Annotated in this window: 18 protein-coding genes and 1 tRNA gene; all 19 read right to left on the bottom strand. The window is 64.9% G+C overall.

Features of this window, described 5'->3' with window-relative positions:
• Position 1: 1 nt before the first annotated feature.
• The 19 genes from nuoK to WIX39_RS13895 all read right to left on the bottom strand — a co-directional run bounded on the left by nuoK (position 2) and on the right by WIX39_RS13895 (position 17,500).
• Positions 2–310, bottom strand: coding sequence for an NADH-quinone oxidoreductase subunit NuoK (gene nuoK, locus WIX39_RS13985; protein ID WP_019653383.1), 309 nt, complete (start codon positions 308–310; stop codon positions 2–4).
• Positions 307–963, bottom strand: a complete 657-nt coding sequence (locus WIX39_RS13980; protein ID WP_081266581.1) for an NADH-quinone oxidoreductase subunit J — start codon at positions 961–963, stop codon at positions 307–309. Before WIX39_RS13980 ends, nuoK begins: the two co-directional genes overlap by 4 nt.
• A 37-nt stretch (positions 964–1,000) precedes the next feature.
• Entirely contained in the window at positions 1,001–1,522 is a 522-nt protein-coding gene (nuoI, locus tag WIX39_RS13975) for an NADH-quinone oxidoreductase subunit NuoI (RefSeq protein WP_042579825.1), read from the bottom strand.
• Positions 1,523–1,540: 18 nt separating this feature from the next.
• Positions 1,541–2,620: an NADH-quinone oxidoreductase subunit NuoH gene (gene nuoH / locus WIX39_RS13970; RefSeq protein WP_409195238.1), complete on the bottom strand. Its 1,080-nt coding sequence runs from the start codon at positions 2,618–2,620 to the stop codon at positions 1,541–1,543.
• Positions 2,617–4,788: an NADH-quinone oxidoreductase subunit NuoG gene (gene nuoG, locus WIX39_RS13965; protein WP_106934982.1), complete on the bottom strand. Its 2,172-nt coding sequence runs from the start codon at positions 4,786–4,788 to the stop codon at positions 2,617–2,619. The genes nuoH and nuoG overlap by 4 nt, the downstream gene beginning before the upstream one ends.
• A 20-nt stretch (positions 4,789–4,808) precedes the next feature.
• Positions 4,809–6,149, bottom strand: a complete 1,341-nt coding sequence (gene nuoF, locus WIX39_RS13960; protein ID WP_106934983.1) for an NADH-quinone oxidoreductase subunit NuoF — start codon at positions 6,147–6,149, stop codon at positions 4,809–4,811.
• Positions 6,149–6,703 (bottom strand): NADH-quinone oxidoreductase subunit NuoE, encoded by a 555-nt coding sequence (gene nuoE, locus WIX39_RS13955; RefSeq protein ID WP_199851934.1) that lies wholly within the window; start codon positions 6,701–6,703, stop codon positions 6,149–6,151. The genes nuoF and nuoE overlap by 1 nt, the downstream gene beginning before the upstream one ends.
• 10 nt (positions 6,704–6,713) lie before the next feature.
• On the bottom strand, positions 6,714–7,967 hold the full coding sequence (locus tag WIX39_RS13950; protein WP_106934984.1) for an NADH-quinone oxidoreductase subunit D: 1,254 nt from the start codon (positions 7,965–7,967) through the stop codon (positions 6,714–6,716).
• Positions 7,968–7,972: 5 nt separating this feature from the next.
• Positions 7,973–8,584: an NADH-quinone oxidoreductase subunit C gene (locus WIX39_RS13945; protein WP_106934985.1), complete on the bottom strand. Its 612-nt coding sequence runs from the start codon at positions 8,582–8,584 to the stop codon at positions 7,973–7,975.
• Between the two features lie 13 nt (positions 8,585–8,597).
• The gene (locus WIX39_RS13940; protein WP_007837763.1) at positions 8,598–9,077 is read right to left on the bottom strand and encodes a NuoB/complex I 20 kDa subunit family protein; all 480 of its coding nucleotides are present in this window, start codon (positions 9,075–9,077) and stop codon (positions 8,598–8,600) included.
• Positions 9,078–9,092: 15 nt separating this feature from the next.
• The gene (locus WIX39_RS13935; RefSeq protein WP_012748607.1) at positions 9,093–9,452 is read right to left on the bottom strand and encodes an NADH-quinone oxidoreductase subunit A; all 360 of its coding nucleotides are present in this window, start codon (positions 9,450–9,452) and stop codon (positions 9,093–9,095) included.
• A 67-nt stretch (positions 9,453–9,519) separates the two neighbouring features.
• A tRNA-Leu gene (locus WIX39_RS13930) sits at positions 9,520–9,604 on the bottom strand.
• A 119-nt stretch (positions 9,605–9,723) separates the two neighbouring features.
• A complete protein-coding gene (secG, locus tag WIX39_RS13925; protein WP_081266576.1) occupies positions 9,724–10,134 on the bottom strand; it encodes a preprotein translocase subunit SecG in 411 nt (136 codons plus the stop codon).
• A 39-nt stretch (positions 10,135–10,173) separates the two neighbouring features.
• Positions 10,174–10,938, bottom strand: a complete 765-nt coding sequence (gene tpiA, locus WIX39_RS13920) for a triose-phosphate isomerase (RefSeq protein WP_106934986.1) — start codon at positions 10,936–10,938, stop codon at positions 10,174–10,176.
• 13 nt (positions 10,939–10,951) lie between these two features.
• On the bottom strand, positions 10,952–11,950 hold the full coding sequence (locus WIX39_RS13915) for an NAD(P)H-quinone oxidoreductase (protein ID WP_081266574.1): 999 nt from the start codon (positions 11,948–11,950) through the stop codon (positions 10,952–10,954).
• 89 nt (positions 11,951–12,039) lie between these two features.
• Entirely contained in the window at positions 12,040–14,382 is a 2,343-nt protein-coding gene (pnp, locus tag WIX39_RS13910) for a polyribonucleotide nucleotidyltransferase (protein WP_106934987.1), read from the bottom strand.
• A gap of 205 nt (positions 14,383–14,587) precedes the next feature.
• Positions 14,588–14,854, bottom strand: coding sequence for a 30S ribosomal protein S15 (gene rpsO, locus WIX39_RS13905; RefSeq protein ID WP_007837783.1), 267 nt, complete (start codon positions 14,852–14,854; stop codon positions 14,588–14,590).
• A 160-nt stretch (positions 14,855–15,014) separates the two neighbouring features.
• The gene (locus tag WIX39_RS13900; protein ID WP_106934988.1) at positions 15,015–16,187 is read right to left on the bottom strand and encodes a pyridoxal phosphate-dependent aminotransferase; all 1,173 of its coding nucleotides are present in this window, start codon (positions 16,185–16,187) and stop codon (positions 15,015–15,017) included.
• Between the two features lie 32 nt (positions 16,188–16,219).
• Positions 16,220–17,500: a branched-chain amino acid ABC transporter substrate-binding protein gene (locus WIX39_RS13895; protein ID WP_106934989.1), complete on the bottom strand. Its 1,281-nt coding sequence runs from the start codon at positions 17,498–17,500 to the stop codon at positions 16,220–16,222.
• Between the last annotated feature and the right edge of the window lie 37 nt (positions 17,501–17,537).

The following is a 17,537-nucleotide window of genomic DNA, read 5'->3' as shown; positions in this document are numbered from 1 at the left end:
GTCAACCCTTGAGCGAGTTGAGTTCGTCCACGTTGATGTTCGACTTGTTGCGGAACAGCAGAACCAGCAGCGCCAGCCCGATGGCCGACTCGGCCGCGGCCACCGTCAGGATGAAGAACACGAAGATCTGTCCGTGCATGTCGCCCAGGAAGTGGGAGAACGCCACGAAGTTCATGTTGACCGCCAGCAGCATCAGCTCGATGGCCATCAGCAGAACGATCAGGTTCTTGCGGTTCAGGAAGATGCCGATCACGGAGAGCGCGAAGAGCATCGCGCCGAGCGAAAGAAAGTGTCCGAGCGTGAGCGTCATGCCTTGTTTTCCTTTGCCGCGTCCGCAGTTGCTGCTTCAGCCACCGGTTCGGCGGCGCGCGTCGCGGGCATCTGCACGATGCGCACGCGGTCACGCGCCTTCACGCGAACCTGGTCGGCCGGGTTGGTGTACTTGCTGTCCTTGCGAGTGCGCAACGTCAGGGCAATGGCGGCCACGATGGCCACGAGCAGGATGACAGCGGCAATTTCGAGCGGATACAGGTATTGCGAATACAGCAGCTTGCCGAGTTCGAGCGTGTTCGAACTGTCGGGGGCCATGGCACCGCTGGTGACGCGCGCCTCGCCGAGGCGGAAGCCGCCCATCAGCACGGCGGCCATTTCGAGCGCGATGAGCGCGCCTACGCCCGCCGCCAGCGGAAAGTGCTTCCAGAAGCCCTCTCGCAGGCTGTCGACGTTGATGTCCAGCATCATCACGACGAACAGGAACAGCACCATCACGGCGCCGACATACACCAGCACCAGCGAGATCGCGAGGAACTCGGCGCGCAGCAGCAGCCAGATGGCCGATGCCTGGAAGAAAGCCAGCACCAGGTACAACGCGGCGTACACGGGGTTGCGGGAAGTGATGACGCGGAACGCTGCGAACAGCAGCACCGCGGCAAACAGATAGAACAGACCGGTCTTGACGTCCATTGGAATTCGAATTGGTACGGGGTTCGGGCTGGTCGGATCAGCGGTACTTGGCGTCGGCCGCCTTGTTCGCTGCAATTTCTTTTTCGTAGCGATCGCCAACGGCCAGCAGCATGTCCTTGGTGAAGTACAGGTCGCCGCGCTTCTCGCCGTGGTATTCGAAGATGTGCGTCTCGACGATCGAGTCGACCGGGCAGCTTTCTTCGCAGAAGCCGCAGAAGATGCACTTGGTCAGGTCGATGTCGTAGCGCGTGGTGCGGCGCGAGCCGTCGTCGCGCACATCGGATTCGATGGTGATGGCCAGCGCCGGGCAGACGGCTTCGCAGAGCTTGCAGGCAATGCAGCGCTCTTCGCCGTTTTCGTAGCGGCGCAGTGCGTGCAGGCCACGGAAGCGCGGCGACAGCGGCGTCTTCTCTTCGGGGAACTGCACGGTGATCTTGCGGGCGAAGGCGTACTTGCCGGTGATGGCCAGGCCCTTGAACAGCTCGAACAGCATGAAGCTGCCCAGGAAGTCCTTGAGCGAGAACGGCGCGGACGGTGTTGCGGTGTGCGCAGCAGACATGATTGTTGGCGCTTCCTGTTATTTCCAGATGTTGAACGGCGTCTGCATCCAGCCACCGACCACGACCAGCCACACGAGGGTGACGGGAATGAAGATCTTCCAGCCCAGACGCATGATCTGGTCATAGCGGAAGCGCGGGAACGTCGAGCGAACCCACAGGAACATGGTGACCACGCAGAAAGTCTTCGCGCCCAGCCAGATCCAGCCCGGAATGAAGCTCAGGAACTCGAACGGGGGCAGCCATCCGCCGAGGAACAGCACCACGGTCAGGATCGAGACGAGCCACATGTTGGCGTACTCGGCCAGGAAGAACATCGCGAAGCTCATGCCCGAGTACTCGATCATGTGGCCGGCCACGATTTCCGACTCGCCTTCCACCACGTCGAACGGGTGGCGGTTGGTTTCGGCCAGGCCCGAAATGAAGTAGACGACGAAGATCGGCAGCAGCGGCAGCCAGTTCCACGACAGGAAGCCGACGCCCATGTTGGCGAACATGCCCTTGCCCTGGACGTTCACGATCTCGCTCATGTTCAGGCTGCCGGTGACCATCAGCACCACGACGAAGCAGAAGCCCATCGCGATTTCGTAGCTCACCATCTGTGCCGAGGCGCGCAGCGCGCCCAGGAAGGCGTACTTCGAGTTCGAGGCCCAGCCGGCGATGATCACGCCATACACCTCGAGCGAGGTGATGGCCATCACGAACAGCAGGCCGGCATTGATGTTGGCCAGCGCCACGTCGGGGCCGAAGGGAATCACGGCCCATGCGGCGAGCGCCGGCATGATGGTCATGATCGGGCCCAGCAGGAACAGGCCCTTGTTGGCGACCGTCGGAAGAATGATTTCCTTGGTCATCAGCTTGAGCGCGTCGGCGATCGGCTGGAGCAGGCCCAGCGGTCCGATGCGGTTCGGGCCGATACGGATCTGCGTGAAGCCGATGGCCTTGCGTTCCCACAGCGTGAGGTACGCCACGGCCAGCATCAGCGGGATCACGACCACGATGATCTTGATCAGCGTCCAGACCACGGGCCAGACCACGCCGGTCCACCAGCCTGCGGCAACCAAGCCCTGGCCGAAGCCATGAATGGTGTCGACGATCATGCCAGTGCCTCCTCGGCACGAGCGGCCACGTTCGAACCAGCCGATGCGTTGCGTGCGTCGGCGGTCAGTTGCAGCGACGGTGCGCGGCGCACGATCGAGTCGAGCTGGTAGATGCTCGCCACCACGGGCGCGGCAACCACGCCGCTGGAAGCGACTGCATTGGCGGAGGTCGCGTTGCTCAGTGCGTTCGCGGGAACGGCGCCCTTGTCACCCACCGTGGCCAGCACTTCGGCGGTCGATTCGAACGCGAAGCCCTGCAGGCCCAGCAGGTTGGCCAGCACGCGCAGCACCTTCCACGCCGGGCGCGTTTCGCCTTGCGGCTTCACGACGGCATGGAAACCTTGCATGCGGCCTTCGGCATTGACGAAGGTGCCAGGGGTTTCGGTGAACGGAGCGATCGGGAGCAGCACGTCGCTGAACTCGAGGTTGGCCTTGAAGGGGCTCAGCGTGACGACCATCTGCGCATTGCCGATGACATCGGCCGCGGCCTTGCCTGCAGCCGAGTCGAACACCGGCTCGGTGTTCAGCAGCAGCACGGCCTTCAGGCCGGAGCCGGCGGCGAGCATGCGGCCGGCATCGAGGCCGCCGTTCTTCGGGAACGCGCCGACGAGCTGCGCGCCCACGGTGTTGGCGGCTTCGGTCAGGTAGCCGACGGTGGCGCCGGTTTGCGCGCCGATCCAGTTCGCCAGCGCCAGCAGGCTGCTGGCCTGGGCGTGGTGGGCGGCGGCGTTGCCGAGAAGCACGGCCTTGCGTTCACCGCTGAGCAGCGAGGCCGCGATGGCCTTGGCGGCGTCGTCCGGTGCGTTCTTCGGGGCCAGCGGCGCGGCTGCGCCATTGGTCTCGCCGATGGCGGCGGCCACTGCGGCCAGCGCCTCGACCCACTGGTCGGCTTCGACGATGCTCGACTGCGCCACGTCAATGGCCCAGGCGTTGCGGTCGGCCATGAGGCTGGCCGAGGTGATCACCGACAGCGCGGCGCCCTTGCGCACGGCCTGGCGGATGCGCTGCGCGAACAGCGGATGTTCCTTGCGCAGGTTCGAGCCGACGACCAGCGCGCGCTGCACCTGCGTGAGCGAGGCGATCGAAGTGCCGAGCCAGCGCACGCCTTCGAACGCCGTGAATTCGGCGTTGCGCAGGCGGTAGTCGATGTTGTCGCTGCCGAGCTCACGCGTGAGCATGGTGGCGAGCTGCAGCTCCTCGAGCGTGCTGTGCGGGCTGACCAGCGTGCCGATGCTCTGCGCACCGTGGTCGGCCTTGATCTGCTTGAGGCCGTTGGCGACGTACTCGAGCGCCGTCTGCCAGTCGACCTGCTGCCATTGGCCGCCCTGCTTCAGCATGGGCTGCGTCAGGCGCTCGGTGCCGTTGAGCGCTTCGTACGAGAAACGGTCGCGGTCGGCGATCCAGCATTCGTTGACGTCTTCGTTCTCGAGCGGCACCACGCGCATCACGCGGTTGTTCTTGACCTGGACGATCAGGTTGGCGCCGGTGGAATCGTGCGGGCTCACCGACTTGCGGCGCGACAGTTCCCAGGTGCGGGCGCTGTAGCGGAACGGCTTGCTCGTGAGCGCGCCGACCGGGCAGATGTCGATCATGTTGCCCGACAGCTCGGAGTCGACCGAGTCGCCGACGAAGGTCTCGATTTCGGAGTGCTCGCCGCGGTGCGACATGCCGAGCTCCATCACGCCGGCCACTTCCTGGCCGAAGCGGACGCAGCGCGTGCAATGGATGCAGCGGCTCATTTCTTCCATGCTGATCAGCGGGCCGACGTCCTTGTGGAACACGACGCGCTTTTCTTCCTCGTAGCGCGAGGAAGAACCGCCGTAGCCCACGGCCAGGTCCTGCAGCTGGCATTCGCCGCCCTGGTCGCAGATGGGGCAATCCAGCGGATGGTTGATCAGGAGGAACTCCATGACCGACTGCTGCGCCTTGATGGCCTTCTCGCTCTTGGTGCGAACGATCATGCCTTGCGTGACGGGCGTGGCGCAGGCCGGCATCGGCTTGGGCGCTTTTTCCACGTCGACGAGGCACATGCGGCAGTTGGCCGCGATGCTGAGTTTCTTGTGATAGCAGAAGTGCGGGATGTACGTGCCCGCCTTGTCGGCCGCATGCATCACCATGCTGCCTTCGGTCACTTCGACCTTCTTGCCGTCGAGTTCGATTTCGATCATGAGTATGTTTCTTCTCGCGCTCAGGCCTTGACGGGCGCCGTCGGAACGTGGCCCGGAATCAGGGCTTCGAACTCGTGACGGAAATGCTTGATCATTGCGCGCACAGGCATGGCCGCAGCATCGCCGAGCGCGCAGATGGTGCGGCCCATGATGTCGCCGGCGACGGAGTCCAGCAGTTGCATGTCGCTGGGCTTGCCCTGGCCGTTGTGGATGCGGTCCACCACGCGGTAGAGCCAGCCCGTGCCTTCACGGCACGGCGTGCACTGGCCGCAGGACTCGTGCATGTAGAAGTACGAGAGGCGCTTGAGCGACTCGACCATCGAGCGGCTGTCGTCCATGACGATCACCGCGCCCGAACCCAGCATGGAGCCGGCCTTGGCGATGGAGTCGTAGTCCATGGTGCAGGCCATCATGATGTCGGCCGGCAGCACCGGCGCCGACGACCCGCCGGGGATCACGGCCTTCAGCGTGCGGCCCTTGCGCACGCCGCCGGCCAGTTCGAGCAGCTTGGAGAACGGCGTGCCCATGGGCACTTCGTAGTTGCCGGGCAACTCGACGTCGCCGCTCACCGAGTAGATCTTGGTGCCGCCGTTGTTCGGCTTGCCGCACTCGAGGTAGGCCGGACCGCCGTTGCGGATGATCCAGGGCACCGCCGCGAAGGTCTCGGTGTTGTTGATGGTCGTCGGCTTGCCGTACAGGCCGAAGCTGGCCGGGAACGGCGGCTTGAAGCGCGGCTGGCCCTTCTTGCCTTCGAGCGATTCGAGCAGCGCGGTTTCTTCGCCGCAGATGTAGGCGCCGAAACCGTGGGCGGCGTGCAACTGGAAGTTGTACGTGCTGCCCATGATCTTGTCGCCCAGGTAGCCGGCGGCGCGCGCTTCCTCGAGGGCTTCCTCGAAGCGGTCGTAGGTCTGGAAGATCTCGCCGTGGATGTAGTTGTAGCCCACGCTGATGCCCATGGCATACGCGGCGATGGCCATGCCTTCGATCACGATGTGCGGGTTGAACTGCAGGATGTCGCGGTCCTTGCACGTGCCCGGCTCGCCTTCGTCGGAATTGCAGACGAGGTACTTCTGGCCCGGGAACTGCCGGGGCATGAAGCTCCACTTCAGGCCGGTCGGGAAACCAGCGCCGCCGCGGCCGCGCAGGCCCGACGCCTTGACTTCGGCGATCACCTGGTCGGGCGTGAGGCCCTCGGTGAGGATCTTGCGCAGGGCCTGGTAGCCGCCGCGCGCCTCGTAGTCGGCCAGACGCCAGTTGGTGCCGTCGAGGCCCGCATAGATCTGCGGCTCGATGTGGCGGTCATGGAAACAGGTCTGGACGCCCGTTGCCTGGAACTGCTGTAGAACTTGTTCGGGCGACATCACGAAGCCTCCCCTTTGGCGGCCGGTGCGGCACTGCGCAGGCCGTCGATGAGCTGGTCGAGCTTTTCGTTGCTCATGAAGCTGCACATGGTGCGGTCGTTGACCAGCATCACGGGCGAATCGGCGCACGCGCCGAGGCATTCGCTCTGCTGCAGCGTGAACAGGCCGTCGGCCGTGGTCTCGCCCATCTTTATGCCGAGCTTCTTCTCGAGGTGCACGAGGGCGGTGACGCCGTCACGCAGCTGGCAAGGCAGGTTGGTGCACACGTTGAGCTTGAACTTGCCAACCGGGTGCTGGTTGTACATGTTGTAGAAGGTCGTCACTTCGTGCACGGCGATGGGCGCCATGCCGAGGTACTCGGCAATCTCGCGCTCGCGCTGCAGGCTGACGAAGCCCTCGTCCTGCTGGACGATGGCCAGGCAGGCCATCACCGCGGATTGCTTGCCTGCTTCGGGGTACTTGGCCACCTCGCGCGCAAAGCGCTCGAGAATCGCCGGCCGCAGAGGGGAAGAAGGCGCCAGAGGCGCCGTGTCATGGTGGGTCGAGGAAGTCATTCGCTCTTTCTCACCTGTCGATCTCGCCGAACACGATGTCCATCGTGCCGATCACCGCGACAGCGTCGGCGATCATGTGACCGCGCGACATTTCGTCGAGGGCGGCGAGGTGCGGGAAACCAGGGGCGCGGATCTTCAGGCGGTACGGCTTGTTGGCGCCGTCGCTCACGAGATAGATGCCGAACTCGCCCTTCGGGTGCTCGACGGCGGCATACGCCTCGCCTTCGGGCACGTGGAAGCCTTCGGTGAAGAGCTTGAAATGGTGGATCAGCTCCTCCATGTTCGCCTTCATCGATTCGCGCGCGGGCGCGGCGACCTTGTGGTTGTCGGTGATGACAGGACCGGGGTTGGCGCGAAGCCAGGCCGAGCACTGCTGGATGATCCGGTTGGCCTGGCGCATTTCTTCCACGCGAACCAGGTAGCGGTCGTAGCAGTCGCCGGTCTTGCCGACGGGCACATCGAACTGCATGCGGTCGTAGACGTCGTAGGGCTGCTTCTTGCGCAGGTCCCACTCGATGCCCGAGCCGCGCAGCATGGGGCCGGTGAAGCCCAGGTTCAGCGCGCGCTCCGGCGTGACGACGCCGATGCCCACGGTGCGCTGCTTCCAGATGCGGTTGTCGGTGAGCAGCGTCTCGTACTCGTCGACCATCTTCGGGAAGCGCTTGCAGAAGTCGTCCACGAAGTCGAGCAGCGAGCCCTGGCGGTTCTCGTTGAGCTTCTCGATGGCCTTCGCGTTCTTGATCTTGCTGACCTTGTACTGCGGCATCGCATCCGGCAGGTCGCGATAGACGCCGCCCGGACGGAAGTACGCCGCGTGCATGCGCGCGCCGGACACGGCTTCGTACATGTCGAACAGGTCTTCACGCTCGCGGAAGCAGTAGATGAGCATGTTCATCGCACCGCAGTCCAGGCCGTGCGCGCCGAGCCACAGCAGGTGGTTCAGCAGACGGGTGATCTCGGCGAACATCACGCGGATGTACTGCGCGCGCTCCGGCACCTCGAGGCCCATCATCCGCTCGATGGCCAGGCAGTAGGCGTGCTCGTTGCTCATCATCGACACGTAGTCGAGACGGTCCATGTACGGCAGCGACTGGATGAAGGTGCGCGATTCGGCGAGCTTTTCGGTCGCGCGATGCAGCAGGCCGATGTGGGGGTCGGCGCGCTGGATGACTTCGCCGTCCAGCTCGAGCACCAGGCGCAGCACGCCGTGTGCCGCCGGATGCTGGGGACCGAAGTTGAGTGTGTAGTTCTTGATTTCGGCCATATCAGTCAGTGCAAACCGCCGCCGTAGTTGTCTTCGCGGATCACGCGCGGGGTGATTTCTCGCGGCTCGATCGATACCGGCTGGTAGACGACGCGCTTCTGTTCCTCGTCGTAACGCATTTCGACGTGACCCGACACCGGGAAGTCCTTGCGGAACGGGTGGCCGATGAAGCCGTAGTCGGTCAGGATGCGGCGCAGGTCGTCGTGCCCTTCGAACACGATGCCGTAGAGGTCGAACGCCTCGCGCTCGAACCAGGTCGCGGCATTCCAGACGGGCTGCAGCGAATCGACCACGGGCAGGTCTTCGTTAGGCGCGAACACCTTGAGGCGCACGCGCTGGTTGAGGCTCACGGAAAGCAGGTGCGTGACGACGCCATAGCGTTCGCCCTGCCACTCACCTTCGCGGTAGTCGGAGTAGTCCACGCCGCAAAGGTCGATCAGTTGCTCGAACCGGCAGCCGGGCGCGTCGCGCAGCAGCAGCGCGGCATCGATGTAGTCGGTGGAGTCGACCACGACGGTCACTTCGCCGAGTGCGATCGTCACGGCCTTGGCCTTGTCGCCGAGCGTCTCGGCGATGGTGGCGCGCAGCACCTCCGGCGAAATTGCAAAGTCAGTCATCGTCGGCAATCTCTCAGGCGCGGGCAATGGTGTTGGTGCGGCGAATCTTCTGCTGCAGCTGGATCACGCCGTAGAGCAGCGCTTCGGCGGTGGGCGGGCAACCCGGCACGTAGACGTCGACCGGCACGATGCGATCGCAGCCGCGCACCACGGAATAACTGTAGTGGTAGTAGCCGCCGCCATTGGCGCACGAGCCCATCGACAACACCCAGCGCGGCTCGGGCATCTGGTCATAGACCTTGCGCAATGCCGGAGCCATCTTGTTGCACAGCGTGCCAGCCACGATCATCAGGTCGGACTGGCGCGGGCTGGGACGGAACAGCATGCCGAAGCGGTCGATGTCGTAGCGGGCAGCACCCGCGTGCATCATTTCCACGGCACAGCATGCGAGGCCGAACGTCATCGGCCAGAGAGATCCGGTCTTCGCCCAGTTCACGACCGAGTCGTAGGTCGTGGTGACGAAACCTTCTTTGAGAACGCCTTCAATGGCCATTGTGTAGCTTCCTTGTCATTCCCAGTCGAGCGCGCCTTTTTTCCACTCATAGGCGAAGCCCACGACGAGGATGGCGAGAAAGATCATCATGGCCCAGAAGCCGACAGCACCGATCTCCTTGAGCGCAATGGCCCACGGAAAGAGAAAGGCAATTTCGAGATCGAACAGGATGAAGAGAATCGCGACGAGGTAATAGCGCACGTCGAACTTCATGCGCGCATCCTCGAAGGCTTCAAAGCCACACTCGTAGGGAGCGTTCTTTGCGGCGTCGGGCCGATTGGGGCCGAGAATGTATCCGATGACCTGAGGGGCGACGCCTACGCCGACTCCGACCAGAATGAACAAAAGGACGGGGAGGTAGGAGTCGAGATTCATCGAGAGTTTTTCACCGCTTGCCACCGGCAAGAAGAGCCTCTGGATGAGGCTTTCTGCCGATGAGATTTGGTGCGGTCGGCGAGACTCGAACTCGCACAGCTTTCGCCACTACCCCCTCAAGATAGCGTGTCTACCAATTTCACCACGACCGCGGTTTTTACTGTTCGGATGGCATGAGGTACCTGAAACAGGTAGTTGGCTTTCCGAACAGATTTAGAGTTTACCCTGAAAACGAGCCGTTTTTCACTGACAGCTCATGAAAACGAGTTGATTACTTGCTGGGAATCTGGCCCGGCGCCGGAGCGGGCGCGGCGGGAGCCGACGCAGGGGCTGCAGGAGCCGTTGCACCAGGGATTTCGCCGGCCGCGGGAGCAGCAGGCGCAGCGGGTGCGGCAGGCGCTCCGACAGCGGCGCGCTCGAGCAGACTGCCACCGCCGGCAGGACGCGAATGGCTGAAATAGGCCAGCAGCAGCGTGCATGCGAAGAACACGGCAGCAAGCACCGCCGTGGTGCGAGACAGGAAGTTCGCACTGCCGCTGGCACCGAACAGGCTGCCGGCGCTGCCGCTGCCGAAAGCGGCACCCATGTCGGCGCCCTTGCCGTGCTGGATCAGGATCAGGCCGATCATGACGAGGGCTGCCAGCATCTGCACGCCGACCAGAAGGTTGAGGACCACATTCATTCGTTCTTACTCCTAATTGATTGCCGCCGTTGACCGCGTTCAGCGAGCAGCGGCAGAGATGATCTGCAAAAAGTCTGGCGCCTTGAGCGACGCGCCGCCGATGAGGCCGCCGTCGATGTCGGCCTGTGCCAGCAGCTCGGCGGCATTCGCCGCGTTCATGCTGCCGCCGTAGAGGATCTTGATGGCCGCAGCGTGCTCGCTCGCCGCGTGATGCAGCTGCGCGCGCAGCACGGCATGCACCGCCTGCGCCTGTTCAGGCGTGGCCGTCTTGCCCGTGCCGATGGCCCAGACAGGTTCATAGGCCACGACGATCTCGCTGATGCAATGGCCGTTCACATGAATGACCGCCGCCAGCTGACGCTTGACGACTTCCTCGGTCTGCCCCGCTTCGCGCTGTGCCAGCGTCTCACCGACGCAGACGATCGGCGTGATGCCGTTGGCCAGTGCGGCGGCGGTTTTCGCAGCCACGGCCTCGTCGGTCTCGCCGTGATACTGGCGACGCTCCGAGTGGCCGACGATTGCGTAGCGCACGCCGAAATCCTTCAGCATCGCCGCCGATTGCTCGCCCGTGAACGCACCTTGCGCATGCGCCGAAATGTCCTGCGCGCCCAGCGCCAGAGCAGGCGAACCCGCCAGCAGCGATTGCAGCTGCGCGAAGTACGGCGCAGGCGCGCACAGCGCCACGTCGCACGCGGCCGGGCTCGCAGCCAGGCCTTGCTGCAGCGCCTTCACCAGCGCCTCGTTGGCAGCCAGGCCGCCATTCATCTTCCAGTTGCCGGCGATCAGTTTCTTCTTGGTCGTCATCGCGTTCTTCTCGTCACCATGTCAGCACGATCTTGCCGATGTGCTGGTTCGATTCCATCAGCGTGTGAGCCTGGGCGGCGCCGCTCGGTTCACCCGCTGCTGCAAAAGTGCTGTGGATCACGGGCTTGATCGCGCCGCTCTCGAGCAGCGGCCAGACCTTTTCGCGCAGCGCCTTGGCAATGGCACCCTTGAATGCCACCGGCCGCGGACGCAGCGTCGAGCCGGTGATCGTGAGGCGCCTGCGCAGCACGAGGCCCGCGTTGATCTGGCTCTTCACGCCGCCCTGCACCGCGATGATCACGAGCCGGCCGTCCTCGGCCAGGCACTCGATCTCGCGCGCCACGTAGTCGCCGGCGACCATGTCGAGCACCACGTCCACGCCCTTCCCGCCCGTGAGCTTCTTCGCCTCTTCGACGAAATCGCTCGTGCGGTAGTTGATGGCATGGTCCGCGCCCAGCTTCCTGCAGGCTTCGCACTTGTCGTCGCTGCCGGCCGTGACGATCACGGTCGCACCGAGGGCCTTGGCGATCTGGATCGCCGTCACGCCGATGCCGCTCGAGCCGCCCTGGATCAGCAGCGTCTCGCCCTTCTGCAGGCGGCCACGCTCGAACACGTTGCTCCAGACGGTGAAGAAGGTCTCCGGCAGCGAAGCCGCCTCGACATCGCTCCAGCCCTTGGGCACCGGCAGGCATTGCGCGACAGGGGCCACGCACAGCTGCGCGTAACCGCCGCCCGCAATCAGCGCGCAGACACGGTCGCCGACCTTGAAGCCGGCTTCAGCCAAAGCCGCGGCGTCGCCCGACACGATCTCGCCGGCCACTTCGAGGCCCGGCAGGTCGGATGCGCCCGGCGGCACCGGATAGTTGCCCATCCGCTGCAGCACGTCGGGGCGATTGACACCACTCGCCGCAACGCGGATCAGCAGTTCGCCAGCGCCGGCTACCGGATCGGGGCGCTCCGCCACGCGCAGCACCTCGGGGGCACCGAACGAAGTGATTTCAATGGCTTTCATGGTCTTTCGGCCTCCTGCGCCCGCAGATGGGGCGAAGCTTGCTGTTCAAAAGATGGCAACGGCGGCACTGGACCGCCGTTGCGCCCTTCTTACTCCTGAGGCTCGCGCGGGGCTTGCTGTTGCTGCTCGCCGGCCGCAGCCTGCGGCTGCTCGTTGCGCGGTTGCTGCTGCTGGTCGTTGAAGCGCGGTGCGCGCTCGCCACGATCACCACCGCGGTCGCCACGGTCGCCGCGATCACCACGGTCCGAACGCTCGCGGCGCTCACCACCACGGTCACCACGGTCACCGCGATCGCCACGGTCTTCACGCGGCGGGCGCTCGCTGAATTCCATGCCGGCCGGACGCTCGGTCAGGGCCTTCATGGACAGCTTGACGCGGCCCTTTTCGTCGGTCTCGAGAACCTTGACCTTCACGATCTGGCCTTCGCTCAGGTAGTCGGTCACCTTCTCGACGCGTTCGTGCGCGATCTGGCTGATGTGCAGCAGGCCGTCCTTGCCGGGCAGCAGGTTGATGAGCGCGCCGAAGTCCAGGATCTTGGTGACCGGGCCTTCGTAGACCTTGCCGATTTCGACTTCCGCCGTGATCTGCTCGATGCGCTTCTTGGCCAGTTCTGCCTTTTCCGGATCGGTCGAGGCGATGGTGATGGTGCCGTCTTCGTCGATGTTGATCGTCGTGCCGGTTTCTTCCTGCAGGCCACGGATGACCGAACCGCCCTTGCCGATCACGTCGCGGATCTTCTCGGGGTTGATCTTCAGCGTGGTCAGGCGCGGTGCGAAGCTGGAGACTTCGGCCTTGGCCTCGCCCATGGCTTCCTGCATCTTGCCCAGGATGTGCATGCGCGCTTCCTTGGCCTGTGCCAGGGCGACCTGCATGATTTCCTTGGTGATGCCCTGGATCTTGATGTCCATCTGCAGCGCGGTGATGCCGTTGGTGGTACCGGCAACCTTGAAGTCCATGTCGCCCAGGTGATCTTCGTCGCCCAGGATGTCGGTCAGCACCGCGAAGCGGTTGTCTTCCTTGATCAGGCCCATGGCGATGCCGGCCACGTGCGCCTTCATGGGCACGCCGGCGTCCATCATCGAGAGGCAGCCGCCGCACACCGATGCCATCGACGACGAGCCGTTCGACTCGGTGATTTCCGACACCACACGCACCGTGTAGGGAAACTCTTCCTTGTTCGGCAACACGGCGACGAGCGCGCGCTTGGCCAGGCGGCCGTGGCCGATTTCGCGGCGCTTGGTCGAGCCCATACGGCCCACTTCACCGGTGGCGAAGGGAGGCATGTTGTAGTGGAACAGGAAGCGGTCTTCGTATTCGCCGGCCAGCGCGTCGATGCGCTGCGCGTCGCGTTCGGTGCCGAGCGTGGTGATGACCAGCGCCTGGGTTTCGCCGCGCGTGAACAGGGCCGAGCCGTGGGTGCGGGGCAGCACCGAGTTGCGGATCTCGATGGGGCGCACGGTGCGCGTGTCGCGGCCGTCGATGCGGGGCTCGCCCGACAGGATCTGGCTGCGCACGATCTTCGACTCGATGGCGAACAGCAGGTCGCTGACCTTGCCGGAGTCGAATTCGGTGCCTTCGGCCTTCAGTGCCTCGAGCACGCTGGCGTTGGCTTCGCGCAGGGCTTGCGTACGGGCCTGCTTGCTGCGGATCTGATAGACGGCGCGCAGCTTTTCTTCGGCCAGGCCCTTGACCTTGGCGACGAAGGCTTCGTCTTCGGCGGGGGCCTTCCAGTCCCACACCGGCTTGCCGGCGTCGCGCACGAGTTCATGGATCGCGTTGATGGCGACGTTGGCCTGCTCGTGGCCGAACACCACACCGCCCAGCATGATTTCTTCGCTGAGCTGCAGGGCTTCGGACTCGACCATCAGCACGGCAGCTTGCGTGCCGGCGACGACGAGGTCCATCTGCGAATCCTTGCGGGCGGTCTGGCCCGGATTCAGCACGTACTGGCCGTTGATGTAGCCAACGCGGGCCGCACCGATCGGGCCGTTGAACGGCACGCCGGAGATCGACAGCGCGGCGCTCACGCCGATCATGGCGGCGATGTCGGCATCGACTTCGGGGTTGAGCGAGATCGTGTGGATGACCACATGCACTTCGTTCAGGAAGCCTTCGGGGAACAGCGGGCGGATCGGGCGGTCGATCAGGCGGCTGGTCAGCGTTTCATGTTCGCTGGGCTTGGCTTCGCGCTTGAAGAAGCTGCCGGGGATCTTGCCGGCGGCGTAGGTCTTCTCGATGTAGTCGACGGTCAGCGGGAAGAAGTCCTGGCCGGGCTTGGCCGACTTGGAAGCGACCACGGTCGCGAGGATGACGGTGCCGTCGATGTCGACGAGCACGGCGCCGCTGGCCTGGCGGGCGATTTCACCCGTTTCCATGACGACGGTCTTGTCGCCCCATTGGAACGACTTGGTGACTTTGTTGAAGAGGCTCATGTTTGCTCCTGTTTTAGTAGCGGATCACACAGGATCCGCAAGGGGCGGAGGCTTCTCAGAACACGATGCCATTCCAGCGAAGCTCGGGGCGAACTTCATTGGAATGACACAGCTTCGCTCTGTTTGGGCACTCCGAAAGTGGATCGCGAAGTAAAAAACGCCTGAGCTAGCGGACTAACCCAGGCGTTTTTTCATGCGATTTGGTTTACTTGCGCAGACCCAGCTTGGCGATCAGCGCGGTGTAACGGTCGGCATCCTTGGACTTGAGGTAGTCCAGGAGCTTGCGGCGGCGGCTCACCATGCGCAGCAGGCCGCGGCGACCGTGGTGGTCCTTGGCATGCGTCTTGAAGTGGGGGGTGAGCTCGTTGATGCGGGCGGTCAGCAGTGCGACTTGCACTTCGGGGCTGCCAGTGTCGTTGGCGGCGCGGGCGTTGTCCTTGACGACTTCGGCCTTGATGGAGGCTGCGATCATGTTGATTTCCTTGTTCCGGGATGTTTGACTTGCGGTGTGCGCTGGAACTGCACCCACCGTGCGCCTTGCGGCATGCAAAGCCTCGGGATTATAGCCCGGCGACTTTCGCCGGGCTTTCATGCCCCCTGGAAACCCTCCATCGAGGCAAGGCAGCCCGGGTTCAGCCCTTGCCGGGCCGCTGCTGCGCCAGCCAGTCGCGCAGGCGCTCCACGCCCTTCACCAGCCGCTGCGGGTCCTTGGAGGCAAAGCACCAGCGCAGCCAGCCCTGGGCTTCCGGCGCGAAAGCGTTGCCCGGCGCGAGCCCCAGGCCCGCCTCGGACACCAGCCGCTTGGCCACTTCGAGCGAATCGCCGAAGCCTTCGAGCCGGAAGAAGGCATACATGCCCCCCTTGGCCGGCGCCACCTGGACCCCCGGCACCGCCGCCAGCAGCGGCACCAGCGTGTCTCGGCACGACTTCAGGTGGGCCACCACGCGCGGCGTGATCTCGCCCGTGTGCTCGATGGCGGTGATGGCCGCGCGCTGCGTGAACACGCTGGCGCACGAGGTGTTGAACTCGATCAGCTTGCCGATGCCCTCCACCATCGACGGCGGCAGCACCAGCCAGCCGAGGCGCCAGCCCGTCATGAGGAAGCTCTTCGAGAAGCTGTGCGTCACGACCAGGCGGTCGTCGGGCTCGGAGATGTCGAGGAAGCTGGGCGCGCAGCCGTTGGGCGTCGGCTCGTAGTACAGCCGCTCGTACACCTCGTCGGCCAGGATCCAGGTGCCGGTCTGGCGGCAATGGTCCAGCACGGCCTGCTGCTCGTCGCGCGTCATGGTCCAGCCCGTGGGGTTGTTGGGTGCGTTGACGATCAGCAGCTTCGTCCTGGCAGTGACCGCGGCGCGAAGCGCGGGCAGGTCGAGCGTCCATTGCCCGTCCACCGGCACCAGCGGCAGCGTGCGCACGTTCGCGCCCATGATCGCGGGCTGCGCCGTCAGGTTGGGCCAAACGGGCGTCACGGCGACCACCTCGTCGCCCGCATCCACCAGCGCCTGCACCGCGAGCATCAGCGCGCTCACCCCGCCCGACGTGACTGCGATGCGCGAGGCATCGACCGCCGGATGCAGCCCGCTGGTATAGCGCGCGATGGCCTCGCGCAGCTCGGGCAGGCCGAGGTTGTGGGCATAGAAGGTTTCGCCGCGCTGCAGCGACTCGATGGCCGACTGGCGGATCACCTCGGGCGTGACTTCGTCGCTCTCGCCGAACCAGAAGGCCAGCACGTCGTCGCGCCCCATGCCGGCATTGGCGACTTCGCGGATCTTCGACGCTTCGAGGTTGTGGATGGCTTCACGCATGTCTTCGGGTCCTGTTCTCTGTCATCAATCGATCAAGGTCTCTTCATCTTGCACGAGGTCGGCAGCTCCGCGCGTTCGGCGGGAATGGTCTTGACCACGCGGAAGCCGTAGCCCGAACCCTCGACGTCGAACTGCACGCCCGGCCTGCCCTGCCGGTCCATCACGCCAACCACCAGCTGCTGCTGGAACTGGTGGTCCGCGGCACGCATGCGCCCGCGCTGGCCATGGAGGCTCACGTCGGCCTGCTCCAGCGCGCGTGCGACCGGCACCGCGTCCACGCTGCCCGCGCGTTCGACGGCCTGCACAAGCGCTTCGATCATCAGCGCCAGGCGCATGTGCACATAGTCTTCGGCCGGTTTCGGAAAGCGCGCGCGGAAGGCACGATAGAACTCCGCGGACTGCGCCGTCTGCACGTTGGGCAGCCAGTCGGCCACCGCGACCACGCGGCCGATGCCCGCGTCGCCGATGGCCGCGGGCGCGCCCAGCGCATTGCCGTAGAAGGTATAGAAGGTGCCGTTGAACCCGGCCTCGCGCGCCGCCTTCACCAGCAGCGTGAGGTCGTTGCCCCAGTTGCCCGTGACCACGGCCTGCGCGCCGCTCGCAATGATCTTCGTCGCGTACGGCGCGAAGTCTTTCACCTTGCCCATCGGGTGCAGTTCGTCACCAACGATCTCCACGTCGGGCCGCTGCGCGCCGAGCTGCCGGCGCGCTTCGCGCAGCACCGACTGGCCGAAGCTGTAGTCCTGGCCGATGAGGTAGGCGCGCTTGAGCGCGGCGTCGTCCTTCACCACGTCCATCAGCGCCGCCACGCGCATGTCGGCATGGGCGTCGAAGCGGAAGTGCCAGAAGCTGCAACGCTCGTTGGTGAGCACCGGATCGACAGCCGCGTAGTTCAGGAAGATCACGCGGCGCGACGGGTCGCGCTCGTTGTTCTTGTCGATGGCATCGACCAGCGCTGCGGCCGTGGCCGACGAGTTGCCCTGCAGCACGATGCGCGCGCCGTCGTCCATTGCTGCGCGCAACGCGGAGAGCGCTTCTTCGTTCTGCCCCTTGCTGTCGTAGCGGTCGAGCTGCAGCATGCGCGCGCCGCCAGGCAGCCTGATGCCGCCGCGCGCGTTCACGCGCTCCACGGCCCACAGCAGGTTGCGGAACACGGCCTCGCCGGTGTTGGCGAAAGGGCCGCTCATGCTCTCTATCAGCGCGAGGCGGATGGGTGCGGGCGAAGCCTGGGCGAGCGCCGCGAAGGGCCTCGCGCATAGCGCCAGCGCCGCGAATTTCAAGGTCTCGCGACGCAAATTAAAGGGGGGATTCATTGTCTTGAAACGCTTGCCACTGCGCCTAGATGAGGTG

It is taken from the genome of Variovorax sp. AB1(2024) (genome assembly GCF_037482385.2).
Lineage (GTDB): Bacteria > Pseudomonadota > Gammaproteobacteria > Burkholderiales > Burkholderiaceae_C > Variovorax.
Note: the sequence above shows the minus strand (reverse complement) of the source record. Positions and strands in the feature narration are given on the sequence as shown.

What these genes read in the sequence shown, in the direction of transcription:
- WIX39_RS13940 (WP_007837763.1), bottom strand. Translation starts at nt 9,077, where the DNA reads ATGGCCATTGAAGGCGTTCTCAAAGAAGGTTTCGTCACCACGACCTAC.
- nuoI (WP_042579825.1), bottom strand. Translation starts at nt 1,522, where the DNA reads ATGTCTGCTGCGCACACCGCAACACCGTCCGCGCCGTTCTCGCTCAAG.
- secG (WP_081266576.1), bottom strand. Translation starts at nt 10,134, where the DNA reads ATGAATGTGGTCCTCAACCTTCTGGTCGGCGTGCAGATGCTGGCAGCC.
- nuoF (WP_106934983.1), bottom strand. Translation starts at nt 6,149, where the DNA reads ATGTCGCCCGAACAAGTTCTACAGCAGTTCCAGGCAACGGGCGTCCAG.
- rpsO (WP_007837783.1), bottom strand. Translation starts at nt 14,854, where the DNA reads ATGATCGCAGCCTCCATCAAGGCCGAAGTCGTCAAGGACAACGCCCGC.
- nuoH (WP_409195238.1), bottom strand. Translation starts at nt 2,620, where the DNA reads ATGATCGTCGACACCATTCATGGCTTCGGCCAGGGCTTGGTTGCCGCA.
- WIX39_RS13935 (WP_012748607.1), bottom strand. Translation starts at nt 9,452, where the DNA reads ATGAATCTCGACTCCTACCTCCCCGTCCTTTTGTTCATTCTGGTCGGA.
- WIX39_RS13945 (WP_106934985.1), bottom strand. Translation starts at nt 8,584, where the DNA reads ATGACTGACTTTGCAATTTCGCCGGAGGTGCTGCGCGCCACCATCGCC.
- WIX39_RS13900 (WP_106934988.1), bottom strand. Translation starts at nt 16,187, where the DNA reads ATGCGTGAAGCCATCCACAACCTCGAAGCGTCGAAGATCCGCGAAGTC.
- nuoE (WP_199851934.1), bottom strand. Translation starts at nt 6,703, where the DNA reads ATGACTTCCTCGACCCACCATGACACGGCGCCTCTGGCGCCTTCTTCC.
- WIX39_RS13895 (WP_106934989.1), bottom strand. Translation starts at nt 17,500, where the DNA reads ATGAATCCCCCCTTTAATTTGCGTCGCGAGACCTTGAAATTCGCGGCG.
- nuoK (WP_019653383.1), bottom strand. Translation starts at nt 310, where the DNA reads ATGACGCTCACGCTCGGACACTTTCTTTCGCTCGGCGCGATGCTCTTC.
- WIX39_RS13980 (WP_081266581.1), bottom strand. Translation starts at nt 963, where the DNA reads ATGGACGTCAAGACCGGTCTGTTCTATCTGTTTGCCGCGGTGCTGCTG.
- pnp (WP_106934987.1), bottom strand. Translation starts at nt 14,382, where the DNA reads ATGAGCCTCTTCAACAAAGTCACCAAGTCGTTCCAATGGGGCGACAAG.
- nuoG (WP_106934982.1), bottom strand. Translation starts at nt 4,788, where the DNA reads ATGATCGAAATCGAACTCGACGGCAAGAAGGTCGAAGTGACCGAAGGC.
- tpiA (WP_106934986.1), bottom strand. Translation starts at nt 10,938, where the DNA reads ATGACGACCAAGAAGAAACTGATCGCCGGCAACTGGAAGATGAATGGC.
- WIX39_RS13950 (WP_106934984.1), bottom strand. Translation starts at nt 7,967, where the DNA reads ATGGCCGAAATCAAGAACTACACACTCAACTTCGGTCCCCAGCATCCG.
- WIX39_RS13915 (WP_081266574.1), bottom strand. Translation starts at nt 11,950, where the DNA reads ATGAAAGCCATTGAAATCACTTCGTTCGGTGCCCCCGAGGTGCTGCGC.